Origin of the sequence: Spirilliplanes yamanashiensis, assembly GCF_016863475.1 — a bacterium.
Lineage (GTDB): Bacteria > Actinomycetota > Actinomycetes > Mycobacteriales > Micromonosporaceae > Spirilliplanes > Spirilliplanes yamanashiensis.
This window is the reverse complement of the sequence record NZ_BOOY01000043.1, coordinates 80,089-100,842: the sequence shown is the minus strand read 5'-3', so window position 1 is coordinate 100,842 and position 20,754 is coordinate 80,089. Positions and strand designations below refer to the sequence as shown.

Genomic DNA, 20,754 nt, shown 5'->3' with positions numbered 1-20,754 from the left:
TGCTGTTGACCGTGGTGATATTTCTGCCTCTGGCCGCGGCAGGCGTGCTGCTGGCGATGCCGCGCCTGTCCGGTCGCGCCGCGGCGGCGGTGTGGCTGGCGGCCTCGAGCGCCGACCTGGCGCTGATCGGATGGATGTGGTGGCGTTACGACCCGGGGTCCGATGCGGCCGGCCTGGTCGACGGCATCGCCTACGAGGTCGACGTGCCCTGGATCCCGACCGTCGATGCCGGCTACCACGTCGGCGTCGACGGACTCTCCCTGCCGCTGCTGGCACTGACCGCGGTCCTCTTCCTGGCGTGCGCGGTCTGGTCCCTGCGCGAACCCGACCGGCCACGCACGTATGCGGCCCTGTTCCTGTTCCTGCAGACTGCCTGCCTCGGCACGTTCGCAGCCCTCGACCTGATCCTGTTCTTCGTGTTCTTCGACCTCACCATCGTGGGGATGTACTTCATCATCGCCGGGTGGGGCCACGGCAACGCCCGGCGCAGTGCCCTCAAGTTCTTCCTGTACACCTTCGTCGGTTCGCTCGCCCTGCTCGTCGGATTCATCGGACTGTTCCTCGGCAGTGACGACCGGACCTTCGACATGGTCACGCTCGCGAAGAACCCGCCGCTGACGGAATCACCCGTCGCCGCAGGTCTCGTGCTGCTCGCGATCGGGCTCGGACTTGCCGTCAAGACCCCGTTGTTCCCCTTCCACACCTGGCTGCCCGACGCGCACACCGACGCGCCGGCCGCCGGATCAGCGATCCTCGCCGGCGTGCTGCTCAAGCTCGGCACCTACGGGTTCGTGCGCATCGCGATGCCGATCCTGCCGGACGCCTGGCGCCGCTGGGCCATGGTCGCCGTCGTCGTCGGCGTGGTCAGCGTCCTCTGGGGAGCTTTCGTGGCGCTGGCCCAGACGGACCTCAAACGGATGATCGCCTACACCTCCGTCAACCACATGGGCTATGTGCTGCTGGGGCTCGGCGCCGCCGGCTTGGTGGGGCAGGCGGACGACGAAGCGCGCACCATCGCCACCGTCGGCGCGCTCTACCAGATGGTGAGCCACGGGCTGCTGACCGGGGCGCTGTTCCTCCTCACCGGATGGCTCTGGTCCCGCGGCCGTACGTATGCGTTCGACCGGTGGGGCGGCCTGGCCCGCCCTGCGCCCGTTTTCGCGGCCGCCCTCGCCGTGGCCGCGTTCGGGTCGCTCGGTCTGCCCGGCTTTTCCGGCTTCGTGGCCGAATTCCAAATCTTCACGGGTGCGTTGCAGGCGGCGCCCGTGGCCACCGTCCTCGCGGTCGCCGGCATCCTCGTCACCGCCGGGCTGTTTCTCCTCGCCCTGCAACGGCTCCTGACGGGCGCGACGGTCGAGCCCGCAACCGGCCACGGCGCGGACCACGCGCCGACCCGGACCGCGCCGCATGCCGTGGCGAGCGCCGCTACGGCCACGGCCGCCCGTACGCCGCCGCGCGTTCGCACAGAGGACCTGCACGGCCACGAACTGCTTCCGGTGGCGGCGCTCCTTGCCCTTGCGTTGATCCTCGGCCTCCTGCCCGGTGTGCTGCTCGACGTGTTCGAACCTGCAGCCAGAATGGTCACGCAGCTGGTGGCGCGATGAACGACATGACCGGCGCCGGAGACGACGCCCTGGCGCTGTTGCCCGAGCTGCTGCTGCTCATCGGCGCCGTCGGTGGACTTCTGCTCGGGCTGTGGACGCCGCAGCACCGGCAGTGGCGGGTCCGAGTCGTGGTGCTCGTCGCCTGCGTGGCCAGCGCCGTCACGGCCGCCGTCGGCCTCGCCGGAGAAGACCGGCGAGTGTTCGAGGACCTGTGGGTCATCGACACGACCACCGGCGTCGTCCGCATCACGGTCGCGCTTGCCGTGGCCGTCGCCGTGTGGCTCGTCTCGGCGTCGCTGTCCGGCCACCCGCGCGAGACCGAGGCGTACGTCCTCATGCTCCTCGGCGCGCTGGGCGCCGTCGCGCTGGCGGCGAGCGCCGACGTGCTGCTACTCGTGGCCGCGTATCTGCTGGCCAGCGTTCCGCTGTACGCCCTGGCCGGGTACACCAAGGACGCACGGGCCACCGAGGCGACGCTGAAGTACTACCTGATGGGCGCCTTCGCCGGCGTGTTGCTGCTGGTCGGCGCCGCGGCCCTCGTGCTCGCCGCCGGCAGCACCGGCTACGCCGACCTCGCGGCCGCGCTCCCTGAGGCGCCCGCCCCGCTGCTGGCGATCGCCGTCCTCGGCGTGTTCGCCGGAGTGGCATTCAAGGCGGGCGCCGTGCCGCTCCACTTCTGGGTGCCGGACGTCACGGCCGGGACCGCGCCGGCGATGGCGGCGTACATCACGACGATCCCCAAGCTCGGCGCGGTCGCCGCCGCGTTCCGGCTGGTCGACGAACCGTTCGCGGACGTGCCGCTCGACGTACCCCTGCTGGTCGCTGTCGTCGCCGCCCTCAGCATGACGCTGGGCAATCTGGCGGCCTTCGCGCAGACCGAGGTGCTGCGGCTGCTGGCCTACTCGACGGTCAGCCAAGTCGGGTATCTGTTCATGGTGGTCGCCGTCGCGGGGCGCACGGAGCTGGCCGTGCCGGCCCTGGCCGTCTACCTCGCCGGGTACGCGTTGACCAACCTGGGCGCCTTCGCCGCCGCAGCCGTGCTGGGGCACGCCCGCAGCATCGAGGAGTGGGCCGCCGCAGCGCGTCGGCGTCGTGCGCTGGTTGTCGGCCTGGTCGTATGCCTGTTGGGCCTGGTCGGCACACCACCCACCGCCGTCTTCGTCGGCAAGCTGGCGGTGTTCACCGCCGCGTGGGACGGCGGGCTCGCCTGGCTGGTGGTGCTGGCTGCGGTCAACACCGTCGCCAGCCTGTTCTACTACCTTCGCTGGATCGCACCGGCGACGGTGGCTGTTCCCACGGGCTCCCCGGCGGCCGACGGCAGCGGGGGCCACGAGGTCCGGACGATGACGACGCGGGAGCAGGCGCTCACGGCACCACCGGTCACGGTGCATGCCCTGGCGGCGGCGTCCCTCATCCTCGGCGTCGGTTCAGGAGCCTGGCTCGCCGTCGCTCTGCCGTGACGTTCGGCCGGCTGATGGCGTGCCCCGCCGGTGCTTCCTCCGGTGGGGCACGCCATCGACGATGCTACCGGCGTGGCCGTAAATCGCATGCCGGGAGACGAACTGCTCCGACCTGAGCCGGACGGATCTCATTCGTGCCCGGCCGACCCATCCGCATCCATCTCGGCGATCTTCCGCAGCTTCTCGAGCTGCTCCTCCTTGTTCTGGAGCATGTCGTCCGCCAGGGCCTTGGCCTCGGCGCTGGCGCCCGCGGTCTGCGCGTCACGGACCATCTTCAGAGATCCTTCGTGGTGCTTGACCATCATCTCGGCGAACATCATGTCGAACTCCATGCCGCTCATGGAGTCCAGCATGTCCATGTCCTTGTCGGTCATCGCGCCAGGCATGTCCATGCCGTCCGTGTCGCCGGACGCCGGCTTCCCCCACGCCGTCAGCAGGCCCTCGAGCGTCTGGGCCGTCTCGCTCTCCTTCTTCATCTCCTTCGCGAGGGCCTTCAGTTCAGACGTGTCGGCCTTCTTCTCGGCCAGCTCGCCCATCTCGGCCACCATCTTGTGATCAGGGATCATCATCTGCGCGAACGCCACATCGGCGTCGTTGAACGAGGCGGCGGCCTGCGAGGGCTGGCTGGCGCCGGCGGGCTCGGCGCCCTCGCCGGCCTCAGGGCCCGACGACGACGACCCACAGGCGGACAGAATGAGGGCAGCGCCCGCGGCACTTGCGGCGAGGGTGATACGGCGGACGACGGGGTTGTTGTACATGGAGGACGATTCCTTTCGGGGACCACGGATCTGATGGACGACGGGATGCCTTTCAGCCGGCCCGAGGCCTAGATCCGCGTCACCGCCAGGTCGGCAAGCGCCAACCCCACCGAGCGATGCCGGGGTACCGGCTCGGCCCCCGCGCCTCCAGGCGACAGGTCTCGCTCGATCGGTCGCGCGGCCCGGACCGCCCTCACATGTCCCTGCAACGAGGCGCCGGACGGTTGGACGGCGCGGCAGGCAGCCGTCATGTCCTCGCAGGTGGTCGTGCACCCGCAGCCGCCCGATCCGCTGTTGGACGCCCCTGGTTCCGCGACGGCGGCGACGGCCGCTGTCGCCTGATGGGCGCTTTCCGCCCCATCGGCGCCGTGGTGCACCGACCCGTGCATGGCGAGCAGCCCGATGACAAGCAGCAGAGCGGCCCCTAGCCGCCGTAGCCGTGCGCCGGACCACGCGACGACGCTCGGCGATCCCACAGACGCTGCTCTCACAGTGGTGTCATACGTTTCCGGCCCGCGGTCGGTTCAGCGCCGTGCTGCTTCGAGACTCGGCCCGGTCCCTCGCTCGCTCGCGACGGTGCCGGACATCCCTGAGGTCGGGACCGACGTGAAACGGCCAGTTCTGACGTTTGGGAGTTGGCGGCGCACCCGGAACGCACCAGTTCAGCGAGGCCTTCGGCCGGTCATTCATGATCGAGTGGTGAGTCGCACAGCTAGCGCGTTCCGTGGGGCGTGACCGCGCTCCGGTCTTGGTGCTGGTACGACCCGACACTTGGGCAGAATCTGACGGTCACCAACGCCCGTACCTCGGGTAGTTTCCCGGCATGGAGGGCACACCCCGCACACACCCGGACGTCAAACAGCTCATGGGGCTCATTTCCCTGTTGCCGCCCGTCGACGTCGAGACCCCAGGTGGGCCGCCGATCGATCCGGTGGGCTTCTGGGCGAAGTACAGCGACGCCCACCCTCAGAAGTACGGCGGATACATCGGCATGAAGTTGGCCGCCCACTTGGCCGCTGTCCAGCGCCGAGACGCCGGGTGGGAGGCCGTCCGGGACCTTTGTGGATACTGCCTGATGTTCTTCGACGTCGCCGACGAGGTGCAATGTGTCACGCTGCTGGACACAGTCGTAGGTGGCCGCTCCAGTGCAGTGAGGCCCGGCAGCCTCGGTCGTAGGTGGGCTGATTCGGTTTGCCAGGTCGCGTGGCGCCTCTTCGTGGCGATCCAGATCGAGCTACCTCGTGAGCTTCGATGACGCCCGGGCAAGGCGCAGACCGGCGTTGCCACCATGTTCGGCGATCAATGGCCAGCGCTGCGCGCACTCGACGCACGTAAGCGCGGGAGGTGTGTCGCCGCGCCGGTGGGTGTGGATCGCTCTGCATCGCATATGCGTTCAGGCCGGGGCCGGAACGCTGCGGCGGCGGCGCTCACCGATGAAGTGTGGGAGGTCTGGTGGTCGGAGAGTTGAACGACGGGGTGAAGCGAATGTGCACCGCGTTCCTGACGGTGGCCGACCGGCACGACCCCGGGCTGGTCGAGGGCCTCTACCTGCAGGGGTCCATCGCACTCGGCGACTACCGCCCACGTGTCAGCGACATCGACTTCGTGGCCGTGACAAGCCGGGCGCCGGACCCGCGGATCGTCCGCACTGTGCACGCCGAGCTCAGGCGCGCCGGTGCCAAACCCTACTTCGACGGCCTGTACGTCCGGTGGGACGACCTGCGGCGCGACCCCGGGCGGGTCCCGTCGGGTATCGCCGTCCACGAGTGGCGCGTCGACCCGGTGTCGCGCTTCGAGAGGCACCTGGTGACGTGGCACGTCCTCCAGCAGGGCGGGGTGGCGGTTCGCGGACCTTCGGTTCCCACCCTCGGCATCTACACCGACTGGCAGGAGCTCGCCGACACCACCCGGCGCAACCTCGGCGACTACTGGGAGCCGTGGCTGCGGCGCAAGGCGCGCGGGGCGGTCGGCCTGAGTCCATGGGCGGTGTCCTGGGGCGTGCTCGGTGTGGCACGGTTGCGGCACACGCTGGCCGCCGGGCGAGTCACGTCGAAGTCCGAGGCTGCGGAGTTCGCCCTCGGCGCCTACGACAAGCGCTGGCATCGCATCGTGCGAGAGGCGCTGCGGATCCGGGTGGGCGGAGCGCAGCTGTACCTGAATCCGTGGCGTCGCCGTGCGGACCTCGTTGGTTTCGTGGCTGAGGCGGTACGGGGATGACGACGCGTCGGTCAGCGTGTCGCCCGGCTCGCCGCCCGGGCGCCGAGGACTCCCGCTGCGGCGAGGCCGAGCGCTGCGACGGTCGAGAGGATGAAGGCAGGGGAGGCCGGGGTGAGCGCGTGGGCGCCCAACGTCGCAAAGACGATGGTGCTCGGCGCGATGCCTAAGGCGGTCGCCAGGAGGTACGCCGACCGCGGCACGGCCGTCGCGCCGAAGGCGTAGCTCACGAGTCCGAACGGAGCAATCGGCAGCAGCCGCAGCACGAGGACGCCGGTGATGCCACGTCGTTCGAGGAAGCTGTCGACGGCGGCGGCGCGGCGGCGCCCTCGGATGTAGTCGCGGCCCAGCCAACGCCCGATCTCGAAGGCGAGTACGGCCGCGACCAGGGCGCCGGCCATGACGTACAGAGCGCCGGTGGTCGCGCCGAAGAGCAGGCCCGCGCCGGCGGCGAGGACGCTGCGCGGCACGAGCGCGGACAGCAGCACCGCCACTGCGCCGATGACGGCGAAGGACGCCAGCGGGCCGGATGTGGGCAACGCCGTGGCCATCTCGGTGAGGTCGGGCAGCACCCCGGTCAACGCGGCGACCACCAAGCCGGCGAGACTCGCCAGGAGGAGCCCGAATCGGACCCGTGCGGCGGTCCTGCGGGGCTCCGCCGGTGGGCCGGCATCGTCGGGCGGTCTCAGCGGCGGGTCCGGTTCTGTCACTCCCAGGCTCCGTGGCGGGGCCGTTCGGCCAGCGCGGTCAGCGTGTCCGACCGGTCCGGGCGCCGTCGCTTGGCCGCGACGCGCTCCTTGCGCGCGGCCGGGCCGGCGGTCACGACTGCCGCGAGCGCAGTGGTGATGGGTACGGCGGCGATCAGCCCGAGGGTGGCGACCGCACTACGGACGATCTCCTGGGCGATGAACTCGCTCGTCAGCGTCTCGGAGACCGCCTGACCGCTGCCGACGATGAGCAACAGGACGGGCAGCGACGCCCCGGCGTAGGCCAGCACGATCGTGTTGACGGTGGAGGCGATGTGCGCCCGGCCCACCCGGGTGGCGGACCGGTAGAGCTGTAGGCGGGTCAGCGACGGATTGGCGTAACCGAGCTCCGAAACAGTGGCCGCCTGGGTCACCGTCACGTCGTCAAGGACGCCCAGGGAGCCGATGATGATGCCGGCCAGTAGCAGGCCATGCAGGTCGAGGCTTTCCTGGAACACGGACAGCGTGGTCGCCTCTTCGCTGCCGAATCCGGTCAGGTGGGCTGCGCCGGTGACGACGGTGCCCAGGATCCCGGTCAGGATGAGGCTGGCGAGCGTACCGAGCACGGCGACCGACGTCTGCACCGTCAGGCCGTGGGTCAGGTACAGGACGACGAACATGATGAGGGCTGCCCCGACCACGGCGACGAGCAGCGGCGGCTTGCCGACCTGAATGCCGGGCAGGACGAAGGTGAGCAGGATCGCGAAGCTGGCGGCGAGACCTGCCAGTGCGGCCAGCCCCCGCCACCGGCCGAACCCGATGATGGCGAGTGCGAAGGCGACGCCCACCCAGATCAGCGGTTCCCCGCGTTGCTGGTCGGCGATGTTGTACTCCACGGTCTCGGTCGTGTCGGCGGCGTTGAGGACCATCAGCACGACCTCGTCCCCCACGGAGACCTTCGGTAGTCCGGGCCCGGCCGGGAGGGGGGTGGGCACCTCGATCCCCCTGTCCGCTCCCTCGGTGATGCGCACCGTGACGGTGCCGCAGGGGCCGGTGGGCAGTCCCTCCGGCAGGTCGGGCGTCTCCTGGCAGACCTCCTCGACGATCGAGACGACCTGCCCGAACCGGCGCTCGGGACCGCCTCCTGTGTCTGGCTCGGGGACGTTGCGCGGCCACAGGACGACCGCGGCGATGACGGTGGCAGCGAAGAGGGGCAGCACGAGGATGGCCACCAGCCGGCGGACGCGCGGCGGCGCCGGCTTGGGGGTGTGGCTGTGCTCCGTACCCATGTCGTTCCTCCGTCGGCCCGGGGCCGGCTGTCAGCGCCGAACCGCCTGCCGGCCGTGCGCGTCGGTGTCCTGTCATTGAGCATGCTGCGAGGCGGGCGCGCGGGTGCCGATCCGCTGATGTCACCGTGGACTGCGCGTCGCCGGCAGCGCCGGCGGCCGCGGCGTTCCACCGATCGGGTGCCGTGGTGCGGCCGTCAGCAACTCCTAACGGGCATAGTAGTGCAGTGCTCAGTCGCGCCATCCAGGTCCGTGCCGTCCCGCCGACGCCAGGCGGTGTGGCCCGCCTGATTTGCGTCGGCGCTGTCGTCGCCGCTGTCGCGGCCTGCGAGTTGCCCGGTGCGGGGAAGCGGTCGGACGTGGGCCCGGACGGTGCGCCGACCGGCCCGGCCTCCGCCACGGTGGCGATCGGAGGCGCGGACTACGGGACCCCTACGGTGCCCGCCGGGTCCGTGATCACCGTGGTCAACAACGACCTGGTGTCGCACACCTTGACCGGCGACGGCTTTTCGTCCGGTGAGCTGGCACCCGGCGCCTCGAGCACCGTGGCCGCCCCGCGCGGACCCGGTGAGTACCGGATCTTCTGCGACGTGCATCCCCAGATGGCCGGTGTGCTGCGGGTGGTGTGACCACGGCGAGGGTCCGGTTGTCGGCCGTCGCTACCCTCGCCCCGGGCGATGGCCCCCACGGAAGGGGAGAACTGATGGAAAATGCGCTGGACGTCGCGCGCGGGCTCCCGTGTGCCTCTCGGCGCGCGGTGCTCGGATCCGTCGGGGGGCTGGGCGTGCTCTTCGCGGTGAGTGCCTGCTCATCGGGCGAGACCACTGAGCCGGGCCCGCCTGGCGACGACACCGCATCGGGGCCGACCCGGCTGCCGAGCAGCGGGCCGAGCGTGGATCCGGCCTCCCGGCAGGAGCTGATCGAGGCCGCCGCCGTGCCCGTCGGCGGCGGCACGGTCGCAAAGGGCGTTCTGGTCGTGCAGCCGATCGCCGGCAGATTCCGGGCGTTCGAAGCCGCGTGCCCGCACCAGGGCATCCGCCTCGGCCCACCGAGACAAGGGGTCATCACCTGTCCCGCGCATTCGTCCCGGTTCCGCGAGCGGGACGGCGCCCTGCTCGAAGGGCCTGCCACCCGCGGGCTGACCAAGGTTCCCGTTGTCGTCGACGGCGGCGTCGTCTACCGGATCTGACCCGGCGGGGCCGTTGCCGCATCGTCCACGGCGCGGACGAGTCCGTTGAATTCGTCGGCGAACCCGGCCTGCTCGGTGCGGGGCAACCCGCCTGCCTCGACGAGGGTGCGGTGGCAGTCCGCCCCGTCGGCCGGCCCGATCCGGAACCAGACGCGCCGGCGGCGCCCCATCAGGGACAGCGTCATACCGAGCAGGGCCAGGGTCGCGCCGGCCAGCACCACGGGCTGGGCGGGATCATGCCGGACGGAGATCGCGATCCACTGCCGGGTGCCCACGAATTCGACCGTCGTGCCGTCGTCGAGGCTCACCTTCTCCCCGCGCCGCACGAGCCGGGGTTCGCCGACCTGAGCCAGCTTTCCCCGGTCGATCTGCCGTCGGTCGAGCTGATAGACCGATTTCGGGAGGCCGACGTCCAGTCCGAGGTCGCCCCGGTACGTCCAGAGCATGAGTGCCGGGTTCCGCTCCGCAGGGAACTGCGAGCGGGTGAACGGCGGTGCGTCCGGCGCGGTGGGCAGGTACAGCCCTTCGAACGCCACTTGAGCGGCCGGTTCCCGTGTGCTGGTGCGTGGGTCGTCGTTGACGTCCGGGAACATTGCGACGCCCTCGCTGGTGATCATGCCGTCCGTGGGCAGGAACGCGGCGGTCTGCGTCTGTGCCCGCCCGTACCGGTCGGTGTAGCGCAGGACGGGGGCGTAGCCGTGACCGAGCAGGTAGACCGTGGCGGGTCCCAGTCGCAGGGGTGCGTTGACGGTGAAGTTCGCCGTGCGTGCCGGACCCAGGCCCTCGACCGTGACGGCGGCGTCGAACGACCGTGGTTGGCCGCTGGGCTGGTAGGTGGCGGTGAACTCGTCGAGCTGGAGGCAGAATCCCGGTAGGTCCGTCGCGGCGACGCGCGCGCCGAAGCCGGCGTCGTCGAACTGTTGCGGCGTGTTGCAGAACGCCGTGTCGCGGCCGGCCACGAGGACGCGGTTGCCGTGCCACCCGTACCACGACCCGAACGCCAGACCGGCCAGGACCGCCAGCAGGGACAGGTGGAACAGCAGGTTGCCCGCCTCCTTGAGGTAGCCCTTCTCCGCGCTCACCGTCCACGACCCGTCGGGATGTTCCCTCAGCACGGTGCGGAAGCGGGCGGCGCGCAGGACCCCGGCGGCGGTCCGAGCCGTCGTGGCCGGTTCCGTGGGGTGCGGCCGGGCCGCGGCGTACGCGGGCAGCCGTTCGAGCCGGCGGGGGGCGTCCGGGGGAGCGGACCGCAGCGCCCGGGCGTGCTCGATGAGCCGGGGGAGCACGCATCCGACGAGCGAGGTGAACAGCAGCAGGTAGACGGCCGAGAACCACGGCGACGCGTACACGTCGAAGCCGCCGAGCCGGTCGAGCCACGGTGCCAGCTCGGGATGTGCGGCGAAGTAGCGCCCCACGGCCTCGCGGTTCACAGTGCGCTGCGGGAGAACGGAACCGGGTACCGCGGCCAGGGCGAGCAGGAAGAGCAGGACGAGCGCGGTGCGCATGCTGGTCAGCTGGCGCCACGTGTTTCGCAGCAGCGCCCGCGGTCGCCTTGGTCCGCCGGTCCGGGATCTGCGCCGCGGCGACGTCGTGGGGAGAAGCGCCGTCAACGTCCGCTCGTCCTCTCCCGGCCGGGTGCGACGGCGAGCGAGGACGCCGTCAATCTCCTAAGCAGGGTAGTAGAGGAGTTTCGCGGCCGGGGTTCGGGGTCCGGGGAGGGGCCTACCCCGGCGACTGCCCGCCGGTGGGAGGAGCGGCGGCCGGCTGCGGTGTCACGAGCTGCGCGGCGACCGTCCGGCACACCCCGGCGCCATAGTCGAGGCCCCGCCCGCCGGGGTAGCGCATGAGGACCGCCAGGACCCACTCGTCGGCCACGGCGAGGCAGTTCAGGTGCCACTTGCCATCGGCGTTGATCAGGGTCCAACCGTTCTTGATGGCGATGGGCTCGCGGCCCGTGATGGCCTTCGGCAGGCCGTCGATGATGCCCCACCGGCCGCCGCCACGCCGGGCCTGCTGGTCCTCCGGTGCCGTCGTGCCGCGCACCTTGCTCATTTGGTCGAGGACCCACTCCGTCCAGCGGCTGCCGGCGGCCGTGCCGTTCTTGACGCACTCGCCGAGGCGGACCGCGTCGCGAGCGGACATGCGCGTGTAACTCCACCACCCGCGGTCGCCCAGTCCGCGGGGGCCCGCGATCTTCGTGTCCGTCAGCCGGCACATCCGGATCATGCGGGAGACGACGGCGTCCCGCCCCCCGGCGACGTACAGGCTCTGCGCCGCACTGTCGTCGCTGTCCCGGATGGCGGTGCGGCCCTGCGCCAGGCGCTGCCGGCTCGGCTCAGTGTCCCGGTCGGCCGAGCGCCGGAGGAAGTCCGCCACGATCCAGATTTTGATCATGGATTCGGTCGAGTTGGTCGCGCGGATGTTGGGCGAGCCGGTGATCTCGCCCGTGCGCCGGTCGAGCAGCGCCCAGGTGAGGAACCCGTCGACCTTCACCCGCACCGGGCGTGCGGCCAGCGTCGGCGGCGCGGGCCTCGCGGCTCGGGGCTCGGCGGTGGCGACGGCCACTCCCGGCCTTCCGGGAGTCTGGCTCGCGGACGGAACCGTACGGGTGCCGGTGGCGTCCGTATCCGGTTGCGCGAAAACCAGAGACGTCGTGAGGAGGCTGCTGAGTCCCACCGCCACTCCGCTGAGAACGACGTAGCCGCGTCGTCGCATCGCGTGCCGAACCTCCTTGGGACCGGACGGTCGGTTGTCGGCCGGCCTCTGCTCGTATGCCCCTGCCTTGCCGATGTCACTCGTACCGGTGCCTGGCGTGTAGACGGATTGTAGAGGACAAATCCTACATAAACTGCACAGAGCGTCGCATGTCGGCCGAAGGCATTCCGGTGAGGTGGTGGGCGGGTGGTCCGTTTGCTCTTGTACCGTTGCTTGCGGCATCGGCGGAACGGAGGTGGTAGCGCGTGCAGGGCTGCGCCCGAGCTGCGTTCCGCCTCGTCCTGCTCCTGGCGGTCACCTTCGGCGTGTTCGGCATGCACACCGTGGGCCACGTCGGCACGGCGCACGCCGCCATGCCTCAGGGGTCGCACTCCGTCGATGTCCCGCCGACAGAAATCCCTGCCATGGCGATGCCGGTTGAGCCGGTGTTGTCGGCCGCGGGGAGTGTGTCCGCCGGTGGCGGATCCCTCATGCTCGACCCCACCGCCATCTGCCTGGCTGTTCTTTCGGCCGTCGGAGTACTGGCACTGATGCGGCTCGCGCGGCGTCGCCGCGCCGGCCGGGTCCTGCCCGGCCGGGCCGCCGGCCGGAGTCAGGCGGGTTCAACCTCGGAGCGGGCGCCGCCGGGCAGGCGGGTCGGACTCGTCGTCGCTCAGCTGTCGGTGTTGCGCGTATAGGTCGGCTGCATCGCACGGGACCGGAACCCGGCTCCCGTCGCCGCGGACGACCGATCGCCAACCGACAGAGAGGTTCACCACACCATGAAGCGCACCACCGTGCGTGGCGCCGTGCTGGGCGCCATCGCCACCGCAACGCTGCTCCTGACCGCCGCTTGTGGCGGGGACGACATGGCCGGCATGGGGCACGGCTCCGGGGCCACCACCGGGGCGGCACCCAGCGCGCCGGCGTCCGGCGCCGCCTCCAACAACGCGGACGTGCAGTTCGCCCAGATGATGATCGTTCACCACCAGCAGGCCCTGGAGATGGCGGCCATGGCGGAGACCCGCGCCTCCGACGCGGAGCTCAAGAAGATCGCGACCGACATCAAGAACGCCCAGGAGCCGGAGATTCAGAAGATGACCGGCTGGCTCACTGCGTGGGGCCAGCCCACTGCCGCCGCCGGCGGTCACAACATGCCGGGGATGACCGGCATGCCGGGTGAGATGTCCGAGGAGGACATGGCGAAGTTGGAAGCCGCCAAGGGCGTCGAGTTCGACCGTGAGTTCGCCCGGATGATGATCGCCCACCACAACGGCGCGATCGAGATGGCGCGCACAGAGGAGTCTCAGGGCGGCAACGCCGAGGCGAAGGCTCTCGCCACCGAGATCGCAACGGCGCAGACCGCCGAGGTGGCGACCCTGCAGAAGATTCTCGACCGGCTCTGACAGCCGCGACGGGGCCGGGAGCCGGAACAGCCGGCCTCCGGCCCCGTCGGAGTTCTGGAACCTCTCAGGGCCGAGGGTAGAGCTGGGTCCACTTCTGGCCGCCGTCCGAGCTGTGCAGGACGCCGCGGTCGGCCACCGCCACGTACAGGTTCTCCCCGTCCGCGGCGAACGCGGTAGCGGTGCCGGGAACCGAGCCGCGGGTCGACCAGGCGCGAGCGGAATCCGTCGAGTGGCGCACCGTTCCGTCGACGGCGACGGCCCACAGGGCGCCCGTCGCGGTCCAGTCGAGCAGCAGAGCCGGCTCCCCTGTGGCCGTCCAGGTGCGTCCACCGTCGGCAGAGCGCGCCAGGCCCTGCTCGGTGGTGGCCAGGAGACCATCGGCGTCCGCCGGGTCGACAGCGAAGTCGCGCAGGGGCGTGGTGGAACGGGTCTCCCACGTCGTCTTGTCGGCGCTCACGAGCAGCTCCCCGGTCGTGGAGTTGTAGCCGTAGACCAGGCCGTGGCGGTACCGCAGCGCGTGGAAGTCCGCGCCGCCGCGCAGCGACAGTTCACGCCACGAAACGCCGCCGTCGGTCGACTCCAACAGACCCAGATGCGCCGGTCCGCCGGCGTGCGAGGCCGGATGCCCGGAGGCCAGGAAGTGGTTCGGGCCCACGACGGTGAATCCCATGGTGTCCTGCTCACCGGTTCCCACGCGCGTCGCCGCCGCGGCGGTGGGCAGCTGGTAGAGGCCGGTGTGCGCCGCCGCGTACAGCAGGCCGTTGGCGGGGTTGATCCCGAGGCCGTGGACGTGGGCGAGGTCGACCGCCGCCTCGCCGCCGGGTCCCTCCTCAGCCCGGCCGGCGAACCAGACGATCGCCGCCACGCCGATCGCGACGGCAGCCACCGCGGCGATCACGACGGCCAGGACCGTGTGATTCCCGAACGGGCGGCGTGCCGGTGCCGGCCTACGAGTCTTAGCTGAGCTCATCGTTCCTCACGATCGGATGGAGACCGCACGTGCGCGGACTCGCCATGGTTTCAGTGGGAGGCGGGGCGGGCGGTGTAGCCGAGTTCCACGACCGCCGAGACGACATCGTCAGGGGTGATCACAGCGGGATCCAGTCGCACGGTCAGGATTCGGCGCCGGACGGCGGTCTGGGCCGACCGCACGCCGGCGAGGTCCTCAAGCGTGTCGTCGATGAGCATCCCGCAGCTGGCGCAGTGCATCCCGTCGACGACGAACATGTGTGTCACGGTCGTCCCCATCTCGATCAGCTTCCCTGCGTCTCGACGGCGGTGATCTGGCCGCTGTACATGCCCATGGCACACGAGTACAGCAGGTCCCCTGGGGCGAGGACGCCGAGATCGATCCGGGTGTCTCCATTCGTCGGCAGCGTCCATTGCCGGTTCATCGACTCGATGACGAAGGCCCGGACGCACCCGCGGGCACCCTGGGCGCGCACCACGAGGGTGGTGGGCACACCTGCTCGCGCTGTGACCGTTTCCGGCTGGTACGACTCGGCGTCCGCGACGACGACGATCTCCTGTCGCCCGTCGGCTCCGGTGCTCGCCGTGGCCGGCGCTGGAGCGGATGCCGTGTCGCGGTCAGGGCCGATCTGCCAATTGCGAGCTGCGAGCGGTGAGTCCACGACGGTGAGGCCGCCGTTGACGGTGAACAGCCCGGTCGCCAGCAGGACCAGGCCTGTGGCGGCCGCCAGCCGTCCGTGCCAGGCGCCGACCGCGCGCCGCGCGGCGTACCCCAGCAGTGCGAACAGCGGGGCGGTGCCGAGCACGAAGACGGCCATGATGAGCGCGCCACGCCCGGCCGAGCCGGATGCGAGGGCCAGGGCCTGCACGGAGACGGTAACGCCGCACGGCACCAGGACCGTGGCGAACCCCAGCACGGCCGGGGCGAACGCCGCCTCGGAGCGGGCGCGGCCGCGCACCAGGCGGAGCCAAGACGTGGGCGGTGTGACCGTCAGCCGCCGGAAGGGTCCGACGCCGAGCTGGGCCAATCCGAAGGCGACGATGACCGCGCCGGCGGAGATCTGCATCCACGCCCGCGCCGTCGGGGACAGCTGCACGGCCGCTCCGACGGCCCCGAGCAGCGCCCCGAGCATCGTGTGCGACGCCAGTTTGCCCGCCAGGAACGCAGTCACCGGGAGGAGGTCGTCCGCCGTGCGTGTACGACGGTCAGCGGACCGCGAGCGAGTCGGGGAAGCGGCTGAGGCCGTATGGGGGTGCTGTCGCGCGACGAGTCCCGCGAGCAGCCCTCCCTGCACCGCCGCGCAGGAGATGCCGCCGGCGAACAAGCCGGTGATGAGTACGGCGGTCAAGCTCACTGAGGAGACCTCCCATGGTCAGATGCCGATCTGGCCGGGTCCGATGGTGGCCCGGAGCCAGTTGACGAACAGGGTCCACCCGCCGCTCACCAGTGCCAGGCCCACGGCGATGAGCAACGCGCCGCCGATCCGGGTGATCAGCGGACCGCGATTGCGGATGAAGGCCGCGGTTCGCAGAAGGAAGCCGTACCCGGCGGCGAATCCCAGGAATGGCAGGCCCAGACCGAGCGAGTAGGCGGCGGCGAGGACGGCGCCGCGCCCGGCGGAGGCGTTCACCGCCGCCAGGCCGAGCACGGCAGTCAGCGTCGGGGACAGGCACGGGGTCCAGGACAGGGCGAACACGGCCCCGAGGAGCGGGGCGCCCGCGAGGCCGGCACGCGGCAACCAGCTGAGGCGCAGCGTGCCGGCCAGCCCCGGAAGGAAGCCCAGGAAGGCCACCCCGAGGGCGATGGTCAGCAGCCCGGCGCCGATCTCGATGGCACGCGCGTGGACGAGGAGTGCGCGGCCCAGAGCGCCGAAGGCGGAGCTGATGAGCACGAACACCGCGGTGAACCCGCAGACGAACAGGGCGGTACCGGCGAGCGCGCGGCTGCGCTCCGTGCGGACCACAGTGGCGCCGGGCGCAGCGGCGCGTGCGCCGGGCCCCATGCCGGCGCCTGTGATGCCCGTGACGTACGAGAGGTAGCCCGGCACCAGCGGCAGCATGCAGGGCGAGAAGAAGCTGACGAGGCCCGCGAGGGCTGCGACCGCGATGCCGCCAATCATCGGGCCGGACACGGCGACGCCGGCGAACGCCTCACCCACCGGTGGGGCCGCTCTCGGTAGCGATCCCCCGGATGGCCGATTCCAGCTCATCCTGGGTGACGACCTTGCGGAACGCCGTCGCAACCCGTCCGGACCTGTCGAGAATCACGGTGGTGGGCACCACGGTGGGCGGCACGTCGCGGAAGGCGAGGGCAACGCGGCCGGCCGGGTCGAAGACGCTCGGGTACGGCACCCTGAAGTCCGTGGAGAACGACGTGGCTGCATCGCGGGTGTCGCGCACGTTCACGCCGAGGAACGCGACGCCCTCCTCCTCGGTGGCCTCGTACGCGGCCACGAGGTCCGGGGTTTCGACCCGGCACGGCGCGCACCAGGAGCCCCACCAGTTGACGACGACAACCTTGCCGCGCAGAGACAACAGGTCGAAGGGCGTGCCGTCGAGCAACTCGCCGGTAACCGGCTGCGGCGTGGTGCGTTCAGGTGGCGGGTAGAGCTGCGACACCGGCGCCCCGGCGGCGAGGTCGGCCGTTCCGGCGGCCGGGGTCGGCGCCGCGTCGCCGCAACCGGCGAGGGCGAGGGCTGCGGCGATCGCGGCTGCCGTACACGCCCCACGGGAGCGGCTCGAGATCATGACACACCTCCTCGGCGACGTGTGCACTCTACTAAGCCGGTTAGTAGGCCGTCGGGTCAGGTACCGCCCGAGCGTCGCCGCCAGCGCAGCGTCCGGGCTGGCGTCGCGGAGTAGTAGGTGGCGGAGTCAATACCGGTGGAGACTCGGGTCGACGGCAGCGACACCGGCTCGTCGGGCGCGGGTGTCCGGCGTCGACCGGCGCCCGATCAGGACCGTGGACAGGCGGAGCGCAACCTCAAGGTGCCCTCGCAACCGTTCACAACGGGAGCACCGCACACACGTTCAGCGACGGGAACAGCCACGACGCCGCCAGCGTGAGCGCCGGGGCCGCAGCCATGGCAGCGATGCCCGTGCCGATCAGCCATCGCTGGACAATGCTCAGCCTGTCCGGCGGGTCGAGCAGCCGCCCGAGCCGGGCCACTGCATCCCCGCCGGTCGCGGCCAACGCCCCGGCCGGAACCTGCGGCGACGTGGCGCCGGCCATCGCTACGAGAGCCCGTGCGAGGTTGATGGGGCGGTGGTTAGCCACGGCCACCTCGTCGGCCCGCATCTCGACGAGCCGGCCCAGCTGGTCGGCGGCGACGTGGAACAGTGGCAGCCAGGGGAATGCCGCCCGGAGGACCCGCACGCCGCTGAGCAGAATGTCGTGCCGGCCGGCGGCATGTGCCCGTTCGTGGGCGAGCACGGCGGCCAGCTCCTCGTCGCGCAGCGTGGCCACGGCGCCGGTCGTGATCACCACCCGCCGGTGGTGGCCAGCCACCATGTAGGCCGCCGGCTCGGCGCAGGTGACCACCGTCGCGCCCAGCTCAGGGGCGTCCCTGCCGGCGAGCCGCAGCATCTGCAGATGCCGGTGACGGTGAGCGCGCTGCTTGCGGACGAAGCCTACGCCCGACACCAGGAGGCGGCCGGCCAGTGCCCCGGTCACGAGCACCATAGTGGCAGCGGCCAGCTGCCCGGCTGCTCCGTACTCGCCTCGGGCGGCCTGCACACACCAGCGCCATGCCACGCACACCGCCGCCGCGCCGGGATGCGGCGGCACCAGCAGGGCGGCCGTCGCGGCCAGCACGGCTGAGACGACCCCGGCCAGCATCGCGTACCAGGCGGCGATGCCGAGCTTCGGGGACCGGTACACCCATCGGGCCCTGCCGAGGACGCGCGGAGCGACGGACGCGAGCACGACCGCGAACAGCAGTAGGTGCCAGGCCATCATGTCGGATCGTCGCTGCCTTCGTAGGCGGCAAGCGCCTGTCGCAACGCCGCCGTCTCCGAGTCGCTCATCTTCTCGACGAACCGCACCAGCGCCTCGGCAGGATCTCCCGCGCCGTCGAGGGCGTGCCGGAGCTGGCGGGCCCCGTACTCCTCGCGGGTCACTGTCGGGTCGTACCGGTAGGCGCGCCCGTCGGGTTCCCGGCGGAGCCAGCCCTTCTTGTAGAGGTTGTCCATCACGGTCTGCACCGTGGTGTACGCCGGCCGCCGGGAGGCGAGATCATCCAGGATGTCGCGCACCGTCGCGGATCCGGACCGCCGCCACAGGCTGTCCATGATCGCCGCCTCGAGATCGCCGAACGCACGCACTGCCGCACCTCTTCCCCAGCTTGACGGGAAGCATAGGCGACGGCGATCGCGGGCCGGAGGCCACGACGGTGCGCTGCCGGCAACTGCACCTCCGTGCACCCGCCCGGCGGAGCGGCGGCACCCACGAGGGAGCAGGCGGCTCACCGGGTTAGTCCGTCCGCGACGAAGATCTCGTGCCAGAGACAGAACATGACCACAGTCCAGATCCGGCGGGCGTGATCGACCTCGCCGCGTCGGTGCTCGGCCAGCAGGCGCTGCGCGTACCCCAGGTCCAGCAGGTCACCGGCCTGCGAGCGGTTCATCAGCGCCGCGGCCCACTCCCCGATGGGCCCGCGCAGCCACAGACGGGTCGGCGTCGGGAAGCCGAGCTTGCGCCGATCGACCACCGACGCGGGCACGACGCCCTCGAGGGCCCGGCGCAGGGCGACCTTCGTGGTGCGTTCGCCCGGCGGCAGCTTCATCACGGTGGGGACGCGGGCGGCCGCGCCGAACACGTGCGAGTCGAGAAAGGGGACGCGTAGCTCCAGGGAGTGCGCCATCGACATCCTGTCGGCCTTGGTCAGGATGTCGCCCGGCAGCCAGGTGCGCAGGTCGACGAACTGCATCGTGGCGACGTCGTCGAGGTGCTCGGCCGCCGCGTAGACCGGCGCGGTGACCTCGGTGTACGGCGCCGCGGGGCCGCGCATGAGGGTCGCCTTGTCGGCGTCGGTGAAGATGCGCGCGTTGCCGAAGTAGCGCTGCTCGATGGGCGTGGTCGCGCGGTCGAGGAAGCTTCTCCCCTTGACCCCCTCCGGGATGACCTGCGCCACGGCCTTGAGGCCGCTCTGCAGTCGCTGCGGCAGACGCCGTACCGGGGCGAGCGACGCCGGCTCGCGGTAGATCTCGTAGCCGCCGAACAGCTCGTCGGCGCCCTCGCCGGACAGGACCACCGTGACGTGTCGTGCCGCCGCGCGTGCCAGGAAGAACAGCGGGATCAGCGCAGGATCGGCGACCGGATCGTCGAGGTGCCACGCGATCACCGGCAAGGCCTCGAGAACGTCCTCGTCGCTCACCATGGTGGCGAAGTGGCGGACCCCCATCTCCTCGGCGGCCACCGACGCCGCCTCGACCTCCGAGAACCCCGTGGCCTCGAATCCGACGGTGAAGGTCTTGATGTCGGGCTTCACCTCACGGGCCAGCGCGACGACGGCTGTGGAGTCGATGCCGCTGGAGAGGAACGCGCCGACCGGCACGTCGGCGACCATGTGTGCGCGAACGCTGTCCCGCAGCGCGTCGCGGATGTCCCGCACCACGTCGCCGGCTGCCGGGGGAGTGGCCGCAGGCGGATCGAAGATCGGCACGGACCAGCCGTGCACCTCGACGGACGCGCCGGGCCGGTACACGAGCCGTTCGCCGGCGGCGAGCCGGCGGACGTCGCCGTGCATGGTGTACGGCTCGGGCACGTACTGCAGCGTCAGGTAGTACGAGAGGGCGGCGGTGTCGATGCCCGCGGTCTCGACCACCGGCATCAGGGCCTTCTTCTCGCTCGACAGCCACAGGCCCGCCTCGGTCTCAGCGAAGAACAGGGGCTTGATCCCGAAGGGGTCCCGGCCGGCGTGCAGAACCCCTTCCGTCGCGTCCCAGGCGACGAAGCTGAACATGCCGCGCAGCCGGTCCAGCCCGGCCGGGCCCCATACGTCCAGCGCCGCCGCCAGAACCTCCGCGTCGCCCTCGGTGGCGAACTTGCAACCGTGCTCGAGCGCGAGTTCCTCGCGCAGCGCCCGGAAGTTGTAGATCTCGCCGTTGCAGACGACGGTCCAGCGTGGGTCGCCGACGGAGTGCGGCGGGTAGTTCAGGGGCTGCTGGCTGCCGTGGGTGTCGATGATGGCGAGGCGCTGGAACCCGAAGGTGCACGGCCCGACGGTCAGGTCGACGGCGTCGTCGGGGCCGCGGTGGTGCAGGGTCGCCCGCATGGCACCGAAAAGGCGGGGGTCCGGGGCGGTGCCGCCGCCGACGAATACCACAAATCCACACATGAGGAGTGCTCCAACAGATTGTTCACGGTCACGTCCGACGGCGCGCTTTCCGATGCGTTCGGCGTGCAGGAAGAAGGCATGCCGCGGAGAAATCCGTCATGCTGCTCTGGCACGCGTGCCGGCGCGTCGACGAGATTTGTCTGGCGGCCA

At 71.2% G+C, this 20,754-nt stretch carries 21 protein-coding genes; 8 read left to right on the top strand and 13 right to left on the bottom strand.

Annotation, left to right across the window (positions count from 1 at the left end):
• The first annotated feature begins 2 nt into the window (after positions 1-2).
• Together Sya03_RS29990 and Sya03_RS29985 are read left to right on the top strand one after the other, a co-directional pair.
• The gene (locus Sya03_RS29990) at positions 3-1,604 is read left to right on the top strand and encodes a complex I subunit 4 family protein (protein ID WP_203941829.1); all 1,602 of its coding nucleotides are present in this window, start codon (positions 3-5) and stop codon (positions 1,602-1,604) included.
• Positions 1,601-3,064 carry an NADH-quinone oxidoreductase subunit N gene (locus Sya03_RS29985; protein ID WP_203941809.1) on the top strand — a complete coding sequence of 488 codons (1,464 nt, stop codon included), beginning with the start codon at positions 1,601-1,603 and terminating at the stop codon, positions 3,062-3,064. The genes Sya03_RS29990 and Sya03_RS29985 overlap by 4 nt, the downstream gene beginning before the upstream one ends.
• Positions 3,065-3,192: 128 nt before the next feature.
• Here the strand turns inward: Sya03_RS29985 and Sya03_RS29980 are convergent, their stop codons facing one another.
• A complete protein-coding gene (locus Sya03_RS29980) occupies positions 3,193-3,822 on the bottom strand; it encodes a DUF305 domain-containing protein (RefSeq protein WP_203941808.1) in 630 nt (209 codons plus the stop codon).
• 823 nt (positions 3,823-4,645) lie between these two features.
• Here Sya03_RS29980 and Sya03_RS29975 point away from each other — a divergent pair.
• Both Sya03_RS29975 and Sya03_RS29970 read left to right on the top strand, forming a co-directional pair.
• The gene (locus Sya03_RS29975; RefSeq protein WP_203941807.1) at positions 4,646-5,077 is read left to right on the top strand and encodes a hypothetical protein; all 432 of its coding nucleotides are present in this window, start codon (positions 4,646-4,648) and stop codon (positions 5,075-5,077) included.
• 197 nt (positions 5,078-5,274) lie between these two features.
• Positions 5,275-6,039: a nucleotidyltransferase domain-containing protein gene (locus Sya03_RS29970; protein ID WP_203941806.1), complete on the top strand. Its 765-nt coding sequence runs from the start codon at positions 5,275-5,277 to the stop codon at positions 6,037-6,039.
• Positions 6,040-6,050: 11 nt separating this feature from the next.
• Here the strand turns inward: Sya03_RS29970 and Sya03_RS29965 are convergent, their stop codons facing one another.
• Together Sya03_RS29965 and Sya03_RS29960 are read right to left on the bottom strand one after the other, a co-directional pair.
• Positions 6,051-6,629, bottom strand: a complete 579-nt coding sequence (locus tag Sya03_RS29965) for a TVP38/TMEM64 family protein (protein ID WP_239107960.1) — start codon at positions 6,627-6,629, stop codon at positions 6,051-6,053.
• Positions 6,630-6,742: 113 nt separating this feature from the next.
• Entirely contained in the window at positions 6,743-8,011 is a 1,269-nt protein-coding gene (locus Sya03_RS29960) for a YibE/F family protein (RefSeq protein WP_203941804.1), read from the bottom strand.
• Between the two features lie 125 nt (positions 8,012-8,136).
• On the opposite strand from Sya03_RS29960, the gene Sya03_RS31945 reads away from it, so the two are divergent.
• Both Sya03_RS31945 and Sya03_RS29950 read left to right on the top strand, forming a co-directional pair.
• Complete coding sequence (locus tag Sya03_RS31945; RefSeq protein WP_370872053.1) at positions 8,137-8,637, top strand: cupredoxin domain-containing protein; 501 nt, start codon at positions 8,137-8,139, stop codon at positions 8,635-8,637.
• Between the two features lie 74 nt (positions 8,638-8,711).
• Positions 8,712-9,197: a Rieske (2Fe-2S) protein gene (locus tag Sya03_RS29950; RefSeq protein ID WP_203941802.1), complete on the top strand. Its 486-nt coding sequence runs from the start codon at positions 8,712-8,714 to the stop codon at positions 9,195-9,197.
• On the opposite strand, the gene Sya03_RS29945 is transcribed toward Sya03_RS29950, so the two are convergent.
• Both Sya03_RS29945 and Sya03_RS29940 read right to left on the bottom strand, forming a co-directional pair.
• The gene (locus Sya03_RS29945) at positions 9,185-10,807 is read right to left on the bottom strand and encodes a cytochrome c biogenesis protein ResB (protein WP_370872052.1); all 1,623 of its coding nucleotides are present in this window, start codon (positions 10,805-10,807) and stop codon (positions 9,185-9,187) included. The two genes, Sya03_RS29950 and Sya03_RS29945, sit on opposite strands and share 13 nt — an antisense overlap.
• A 112-nt stretch (positions 10,808-10,919) precedes the next feature.
• A complete protein-coding gene (locus Sya03_RS29940; RefSeq protein WP_370872051.1) occupies positions 10,920-11,912 on the bottom strand; it encodes a hypothetical protein in 993 nt (330 codons plus the stop codon).
• Between the two features lie 245 nt (positions 11,913-12,157).
• Here Sya03_RS29940 and Sya03_RS29935 point away from each other — a divergent pair, with 245 nt between their 5' ends.
• Positions 12,158-12,589: a DUF6153 family protein gene (locus tag Sya03_RS29935; protein WP_203941800.1), complete on the top strand. Its 432-nt coding sequence runs from the start codon at positions 12,158-12,160 to the stop codon at positions 12,587-12,589.
• 84 nt (positions 12,590-12,673) lie between these two features.
• On the top strand, positions 12,674-13,297 hold the full coding sequence (locus Sya03_RS29930; protein WP_203941799.1) for a DUF305 domain-containing protein: 624 nt from the start codon (positions 12,674-12,676) through the stop codon (positions 13,295-13,297).
• A gap of 64 nt (positions 13,298-13,361) precedes the next feature.
• On the opposite strand, the gene Sya03_RS29925 is transcribed toward Sya03_RS29930, so the two are convergent.
• The 8 genes from Sya03_RS29925 to asnB form a co-directional block, all read right to left on the bottom strand.
• On the bottom strand, positions 13,362-14,183 hold the full coding sequence (locus tag Sya03_RS29925; RefSeq protein ID WP_239107950.1) for a F510_1955 family glycosylhydrolase: 822 nt from the start codon (positions 14,181-14,183) through the stop codon (positions 13,362-13,364).
• A 134-nt stretch (positions 14,184-14,317) separates the two neighbouring features.
• Entirely contained in the window at positions 14,318-14,524 is a 207-nt protein-coding gene (locus Sya03_RS29920; RefSeq protein ID WP_239107949.1) for a cation transporter, read from the bottom strand.
• 26 nt (positions 14,525-14,550) lie between these two features.
• A complete protein-coding gene (locus Sya03_RS29915; RefSeq protein ID WP_203941798.1) occupies positions 14,551-15,621 on the bottom strand; it encodes an urease accessory protein UreH domain-containing protein in 1,071 nt (356 codons plus the stop codon).
• An 18-nt stretch (positions 15,622-15,639) separates the two neighbouring features.
• Positions 15,640-16,425: a cytochrome c biogenesis CcdA family protein gene (locus tag Sya03_RS29910; protein ID WP_203941797.1), complete on the bottom strand. Its 786-nt coding sequence runs from the start codon at positions 16,423-16,425 to the stop codon at positions 15,640-15,642.
• Complete coding sequence (locus tag Sya03_RS29905; RefSeq protein ID WP_203941796.1) at positions 16,418-17,014, bottom strand: TlpA family protein disulfide reductase; 597 nt, start codon at positions 17,012-17,014, stop codon at positions 16,418-16,420. The genes Sya03_RS29910 and Sya03_RS29905 overlap by 8 nt, the downstream gene beginning before the upstream one ends.
• A 256-nt stretch (positions 17,015-17,270) precedes the next feature.
• Positions 17,271-18,224 (bottom strand): M56 family metallopeptidase, encoded by a 954-nt coding sequence (locus Sya03_RS29900; protein WP_203941795.1) that lies wholly within the window; start codon positions 18,222-18,224, stop codon positions 17,271-17,273.
• A complete protein-coding gene (locus Sya03_RS29895) occupies positions 18,221-18,589 on the bottom strand; it encodes a BlaI/MecI/CopY family transcriptional regulator (protein WP_239107948.1) in 369 nt (122 codons plus the stop codon). Before Sya03_RS29895 ends, Sya03_RS29900 begins: the two co-directional genes overlap by 4 nt.
• 140 nt (positions 18,590-18,729) lie before the next feature.
• On the bottom strand, positions 18,730-20,604 hold the full coding sequence (gene asnB, locus Sya03_RS29890; protein ID WP_203941794.1) for an asparagine synthase (glutamine-hydrolyzing): 1,875 nt from the start codon (positions 20,602-20,604) through the stop codon (positions 18,730-18,732).
• Positions 20,605-20,754 lie beyond the last annotated feature (150 nt).

Excerpts from the sequence above, each read along its gene's own strand:
- Sya03_RS29985 (WP_203941809.1), top strand. The coding sequence starts at position 1,601 with ATGAACGACATGACCGGCGCCGGAGACGACGCCCTGGCGCTGTTGCCC.
- Sya03_RS29980 (WP_203941808.1), bottom strand. The coding sequence starts at position 3,822 with ATGTACAACAACCCCGTCGTCCGCCGTATCACCCTCGCCGCAAGTGCC.
- Sya03_RS29975 (WP_203941807.1), top strand. The coding sequence starts at position 4,646 with ATGGAGGGCACACCCCGCACACACCCGGACGTCAAACAGCTCATGGGG.
- Sya03_RS29960 (WP_203941804.1), bottom strand. The coding sequence starts at position 8,011 with ATGGGTACGGAGCACAGCCACACCCCCAAGCCGGCGCCGCCGCGCGTC.
- Sya03_RS29950 (WP_203941802.1), top strand. The coding sequence starts at position 8,712 with ATGGAAAATGCGCTGGACGTCGCGCGCGGGCTCCCGTGTGCCTCTCGG.
- Sya03_RS29940 (WP_370872051.1), bottom strand. The coding sequence starts at position 11,912 with ATGCGACGACGCGGCTACGTCGTTCTCAGCGGAGTGGCGGTGGGACTC.
- Sya03_RS29930 (WP_203941799.1), top strand. The coding sequence starts at position 12,674 with ATGAAGCGCACCACCGTGCGTGGCGCCGTGCTGGGCGCCATCGCCACC.
- Sya03_RS29920 (WP_239107949.1), bottom strand. The coding sequence starts at position 14,524 with ATGTTCGTCGTCGACGGGATGCACTGCGCCAGCTGCGGGATGCTCATC.
- Sya03_RS29905 (WP_203941796.1), bottom strand. The coding sequence starts at position 17,014 with ATGATCTCGAGCCGCTCCCGTGGGGCGTGTACGGCAGCCGCGATCGCC.
- Sya03_RS29900 (WP_203941795.1), bottom strand. The coding sequence starts at position 18,224 with ATGATGGCCTGGCACCTACTGCTGTTCGCGGTCGTGCTCGCGTCCGTC.
- asnB (WP_203941794.1), bottom strand. The coding sequence starts at position 20,604 with ATGTGTGGATTTGTGGTATTCGTCGGCGGCGGCACCGCCCCGGACCCC.